3 protein-coding genes and 1 pseudogene are annotated in these 5,072 nt (G+C 38.5%); all 4 read right to left on the bottom strand.

All coding sequences use genetic code 11. The annotated features are described in order from the left end of the window. Nucleotides 1–295: 295 nt before the first annotated feature. On the bottom strand, nucleotides 296–2,023 hold the full coding sequence (locus ORQ98_RS28885; protein WP_274692296.1) for a bifunctional protein-serine/threonine kinase/phosphatase: 1,728 nt from the start codon (nucleotides 2,021–2,023) through the stop codon (nucleotides 296–298). A gap of 190 nt (nucleotides 2,024–2,213) precedes the next feature. Next, nucleotides 2,214–3,683 (bottom strand): NarK family nitrate/nitrite MFS transporter, encoded by a 1,470-nt coding sequence (locus ORQ98_RS28880; RefSeq protein ID WP_274692295.1) that lies wholly within the window; start codon nucleotides 3,681–3,683, stop codon nucleotides 2,214–2,216. A gap of 70 nt (nucleotides 3,684–3,753) precedes the next feature. Further along, nucleotides 3,754–4,152, bottom strand: coding sequence for a nitrite reductase small subunit NirD (gene nirD / locus ORQ98_RS28875; RefSeq protein WP_274692294.1), 399 nt, complete (start codon nucleotides 4,150–4,152; stop codon nucleotides 3,754–3,756). A gap of 403 nt (nucleotides 4,153–4,555) precedes the next feature. Further along, nucleotides 4,556–5,072, bottom strand: a pseudogene (locus tag ORQ98_RS28870) (hypothetical protein); the annotation flags it as partial.

The following is a 5,072-nucleotide window of genomic DNA, read 5'->3' as shown; positions in this document are numbered from 1 at the left end:
TTTGTAGCGCTGAGAACACCTCCGCTACCAGGTAAGCTACTAAATATAGCTTAGGCATGATGATAATTAGGAAAATAAAATACTGCTGTGAAAGATAGGGCAAGTATAGATCAACAGGCATCACAAAGTGAAGGAGAAGCTGCTCACTATCTAAGTTAGCTATTTATTAATCAAATAACCTAAACGATAGTTACTAAAAAAATAACGAACAGATGAGTTTAGGAGTAAACAATAAAGGTGTGATAGTGTAAGAGAGAGGGTGTCGATGGTGCTTTACACATCTTGAGGAAATTTCTCAACTAACAACCTGCGCCACCAACAAAATAAACAAAACGGATGATAGTACTTGCCAGAATCGTACTGGGTAGCGTTCTATCAATGGCTGTTGCTGATGCTGTGAAACCAAGGCAGGATTAGGTGTACATAAGTCGTGGTGAAACTCTGAAAATGATTGATAGCGCTTGGCAGGGTTGGGAGCTAATGCTTTTTTTAAAGCTAAATCAAACCACAGGGGAATATCAGGTCTTTTTTCACGAAGAGGACGATATTGCCAAGCTTGGTAGTTTTTTGGTTTTTGATAAGGATACTTGGCTATTTTAAAGGGTAATTCGCCTGTTAGCATTTCATAGATAATGACTGTTAAAGAAAATAAGTCTGTTAAATGGCTATAACAGTTATCTAGTAAATATTCTGGTGCTATATAGTCTGCTGAGCCTTGAGGGTATACTTTTTCTGTAGCATTGAAAGCTCCTAATTCCGTTAACCCTTTAACAGCTACCGCACCTAAATCAATTAGCTTTATCTCCCCTTGCTTGTCCAGCATAATATTGTCTGGTTTTAAATCCCTATGTACCATATGCAACCGTTGTAAGGCCCGTAACGGCTTTATAATTGGTTTTACCAACTGCCTAACTTGTTCAATAGTTGGCTTAGGATTATCATACATCCATTGTCGTAGTGTTTGTCCTTCAACATATTCATAAAGTAAATACTGAAATTGACTACTGTCAGGTTTAATCAGCCCTTTTATTAAGTTTGGATGATTAATACGTCTCGCCACCCACTGTTCACGAGCAAAGTTTTCAAGATATTGGCTATCTTCTGCAAAATTAAGAGAAGGTGCTTTTAATACGCATTTTTCATCAGTTTGTAGTGACTGCACCAGATATAAGTGACTACGTGAGCTATTATGCAACAGTGACTTTACTTCATAGGTATCAATTTTCATCCCCGGTTGTAAAGCTGGCGGAATTACTTGTTGCTTTAGTTTATTTTGAGCTTCACTAAAATTTTCATTGGGTAACTGAGCAACCTGCAATAATAAGCAACTTAGGTTATCACTACTCCCCTGTGCTAATGCCTGTTGAACAATATTTTTTGCATGTGCTTCCAAACTATGCTCTGTTTGACTCAAGTGTTGAGCTAACATTTGCTCCGTTAATACATCATGTACACCGTCTGTCGTCAGGATAAGAATATCACCTTGTTGTACCTCAAACTGCTGGTAGTCCATCTCAATATGTAAAGCAGCACCCATTGCTTTACTCAGATAACTCTGTTTTCCCTGAAATAAACGATGGTCATGAGTTAACTGTTCAACCTGCTGTTGACGAACATGATATAACCGAGAATCTCCTGCATGAAATAAGTGAGCTGTTGTAGACTTAATCACCACTGCGGTAAAGGTGGTTAGCAAGGCCTGTTTATGTACATGCTGTTGGCTATGATGATACAACCAGTGATTTAATGCTGATAATACTTTAGCTCCTGCTGTCTTAACCGGCCAACTTGCTGGTGTACAATAGTAGTCTTCAATAAACTGCGTTACTGCCAATTGACTCGCCAATTTTGCCTGAGCACAACCACTAGCACCATCAGCAATACAACCCACAACCCCTTTGTAATATTTATCACTATTGGTTGGGCTTAATGCTGCAAAGGCATCCTGGTTTTGTGCTTTTTTACCAGCACAACTATACCCACCGACATTTACCACAAGCGATGTATAGCTATCATATTCCAATTTTAAACACCAACAATGACTAATTTAATATCCACAGCGAAGAATTATTTTAGAAGCAGTTTCATAGCTCGCGAATGCAGGCTAGACAAGGCAAAAAGGGTTAAGAAAGCGGAGTTTACATATAGTAAATGAGCATTTTGAAACCCTTTTTAACGCCGTATTGCCAAGTGCAGCAGCTATGAGACTGTTTCTAGGCAACATTAATTAATTCCACCGTCCCATCCTCATTTATTTCTGCTATTTGCCCTGCTGGTTCGTCCATCCATAATAAAATAATAAACCCTACAAGTGCTGTACCAGCAATCACCATAAAAAAATTGGAATAGTCAACAAACGACAATATTGTTAAATACGTAACGGCTCCAATATTGCCATAAGCCCCTGTCATACCAGCAATCTGGCCCGTTAATCGTCGCTTAATTAAAGGTACTACTGCAAATACAGCTCCTTCTCCAGACTGCACAAAAAAAGAGCATGTCATTGCGGCAACGACTGCTAACCATAAAGGCCACTCACTATCAACCATCCCCATAACAAAATAACCTATTGCCAAACCCGCAGTTAAAATAAGTAATACCGGTTTTCGCCCAAACCGATCACTTAACCAGCCGCCACCAGGGCGAGACATTACATTCATAAATGCATAAGCGGAAGCAAGCAGACCTGCTGTGACAGGATTAAGTTGGAATGTTTCTGCAAAAAATAAGGGTAACATGGATATAACAGCTAACTCAGAGCCAAACGTAGCAAAGTAGAGAATATTTAGAATAGTCACTTGTTTAAATTTATATTGATGCAACTTGGGTACAGGCTTAGAAAAAATAGTCTTATTCACTTGCCAGGCTTTATAGCAATCTATAAAACAAAGAACAGCAAGACAAACGTATAAACTCATACTTAGCGCAACAGATAAAATATTAGCCGCTTCAGGTGAGAGCTTCCATACCAACAGTATGAGTGCACCATATAAAGGCAGCTTCATTAACATTAATAAAAATAAATCACCTTTACTGGTTACCTCAATCGCCCCAAGATGTTTTGGTTTAAAGTAGGTTGAACCTTTTGGAGTATCAGTGACCTGTTGATAAAAAATAATACCAAACCCAAGGCTCAGTAGGCCTGTCAACCCCACTGCATAACGCCACCCATCTTCACCACCAAATAATAACGCTAATGTAGGTAATGTTAGTGCTGCCGCTGCCGAGCCAAAGTTCCCCCAACCCCCATAAACTCCTTCAGCAATGCCTAATTCATTATGAGGGAACCACTCACTGATCAGTCGTATACCTATAACAAAACCAGCACCAATAAATCCTAGAAAAAAACGAGCAATGGCTGCTTGAGTAAAACTGTCTGCAATAGCAAAAGCAAAGCAAGGCAAAGAGCACAATACCAATAAAGAGGAATAAACAAGTCGCGGGCCATACCTATCAGTTAACATACCTATTATGATTCTTGCAGGAATTGTTAGTGCAACATTAATAATAAGTAATGTTTTTATTTCTGATATAGAGATATTCAAGCTATCAGCAATAGCCATCAATAAAGGTGCATGGTTAAACCAAACAATAAAGGTTATAAAGAATGCTACCCAGCTTAAATGGAGAACTTTCATTTTTCCCGTAAAGGAAAACAGCTGAAATCGATCAGTATAAGACATTGTATTACCTTTAGTTTTTATAAAACCAAAAAACTTTGAGCAGCACTTTTATTTATCAAATAATAAATTTTTATTTATCTTCTCTGATTTCAACTTTGTTATTAGTAGTTCGTACACCATACGTTTTTAAATAAACGCCTGGCTCTTCAATACACTCCCCTGTTATCAGGTTAAAGTGGTGTTTAAAAAGAGGCGAAGCTACTACCAAACTTTCACTAACCGATCCAATAATGCCTCGGGAAATAACATTGGCTTTACCAATAGGGTCATAGTTTGATACTGCATAAACTTTATTGGCTGCACTGATATAAAACAGTGCAATTTGCTGATTTTGATAAAAAGCACAGATGCCCGAATCTGGCGGAATATCACTTAAATAACATGCTTCCTCCCATGCTTGTTGACCATCCTCTAGTAGAATACTAGCAACTTTTAGTTCAATTAAATTAGTGGTTTGTTCTAGGTTCATTATTTTTCCAGTTTAAATATCTTGTCTTACCAAAAAGTCGAATTATAACTATGGTACAATCTAACCTCACCCTACCCCCTTTTTGAGGGTGCCGCAAAAACCAGCGGATGTGGGGTAATAGGGTATTCTGGAGCTGCGACATGGATGTCGCTTTAGCTATTGATGGGCCAAGGACGGCACTTCAAGAGTGGCAGAAGAATAACCTGTTATTCCATATCGGGCACTAAATTGACTTTCTACACCCATTCGCGATACCTCTTTGAAAAAGGGGGAGTGAGGGGAATTTGATGAAAACCTATCTAAGCTTTACATAACCCACTCGCCTATTACGCTCAAATTAAATAAATCCCCCCTAGCCCCCTTTTCCAAAGGGGGGCATATTATGGTTACCTTTGCAACAAGCCTAAGTTTCCATAACAGCTGGCTTTATTTGTCCTCTTTCCGTCGTGTAGATTAAATGAGTATCGGATTGATCTGAGTTAATAAAATGCTTAAAACGTTTTAGCTTTTCAGGGGTCTCCAAGGTAGTGCGCCACTCACATTGATAGTTACCAATATTATTAGCCATTTCTTTTTCTAAAGCATCACAAATACCCAGTTTGTCATCAATTACCACACTTCGTAAATAATCAATTCCACCTTCCATATTTTCCAGCCAGACAGCAGTACGTTGTAAACGTTCTGCAGTACGGATATAAAACATTAAAACTCGATCAATATAACTAATTAAGGTTTTATCACTCAGATCTGTAGCAAATAAAGAGGCATGACGAGGACGCATTCCTCCATTACCACCTACATATAAACTCCAGCCATTTTCTGTGGCAATGACTCCAATATCTTTCCTAATTATCACTATACCTAAGCCATTAGCTGCTGTATATTTGAGCAGTATGGCAACTTGATTGAGAAGGTATAAA

The organism is Spartinivicinus poritis (assembly GCF_028858535.1).
Lineage (GTDB): Bacteria > Pseudomonadota > Gammaproteobacteria > Pseudomonadales > Zooshikellaceae > Spartinivicinus > Spartinivicinus poritis.
This window is presented reverse-complemented; position numbering and strand designations above follow the sequence as displayed.

Coding starts and splice junctions, on each gene's coding strand:
- ORQ98_RS28880 (WP_274692295.1), bottom strand. CDS start 3,683: ATGTCTTATACTGATCGATTTCAGCTGTTTTCCTTTACGGGAAAAATG.
- nirD (WP_274692294.1), bottom strand. CDS start 4,152: ATGAACCTAGAACAAACCACTAATTTAATTGAACTAAAAGTTGCTAGT.